General features: G+C 67.8%; 1 protein-coding gene. It reads left to right on the plus strand.

Annotated features, from left to right (window positions below):
• A partial coding sequence (locus B3187_RS04650; protein ID WP_286804820.1) for an aminotransferase class I/II-fold pyridoxal phosphate-dependent enzyme occupies window positions 1-459 on the plus strand: 459 nt, incomplete at its 5' end.
• Window positions 460-603: the final 144 nt, after the last annotated feature.

Raw genomic sequence — 603 nt, forward strand, 5'->3', positions numbered from 1 at the left:
ACCGCCGGAGCGTTTGTGGCGGGCAGCGAGGCCCTGATCGAAACGCTGATTCAGTTTGCCCGTAGCTACATCTACACCACCGCGTTGCCACCGGCGGTCGCGGCGGCGACCCGGGCGAGCCTGCGGCTGGTGCAGGAGGAGGCCTGGCGTCGGACGGAGCTCAATGAGCGCATTGTACAGTTCCGGGACGGCGCACGCGCCCTCGGGCTTACCCTGATGGACTCCCACACGGCGGTCCAGCCGGTGCTGATTGGGGATGACCGCCGGGCACTCGCCCTGGCCTCCGCCCTGGAGCAGAAAGGCTACTGGGTGGTCGCTATTCGCCCACCCACCGTACCTAAAGGCAGTGCCCGACTGAGAGTGACCCTGAGTGCCGGCCACTCCCGGGCACAGGTGGCCGGGCTGCTGTCCGCGCTGGCGGACAGTCTCCATGAACTTGCGTCTGTGGAGGCGCCGTGACAGACCCGATGATTCCCCTGAGTGCGCCCCGGGAGCTCGACGCTCCACTGGCCGCCCATCACTTTCCCGCGCTGGTATCGACCTCGGCCGAGCCCCTGGTGCTACTTCACGGCTGGGGTTTTGACAGCCGCAGCTGGGAACCCC

Source organism: Marinimicrobium sp. UBA4209 (assembly GCF_002381585.1).
Taxonomy (GTDB): domain Bacteria; phylum Pseudomonadota; class Gammaproteobacteria; order Pseudomonadales; family Cellvibrionaceae; genus Marinimicrobium; species Marinimicrobium koreense.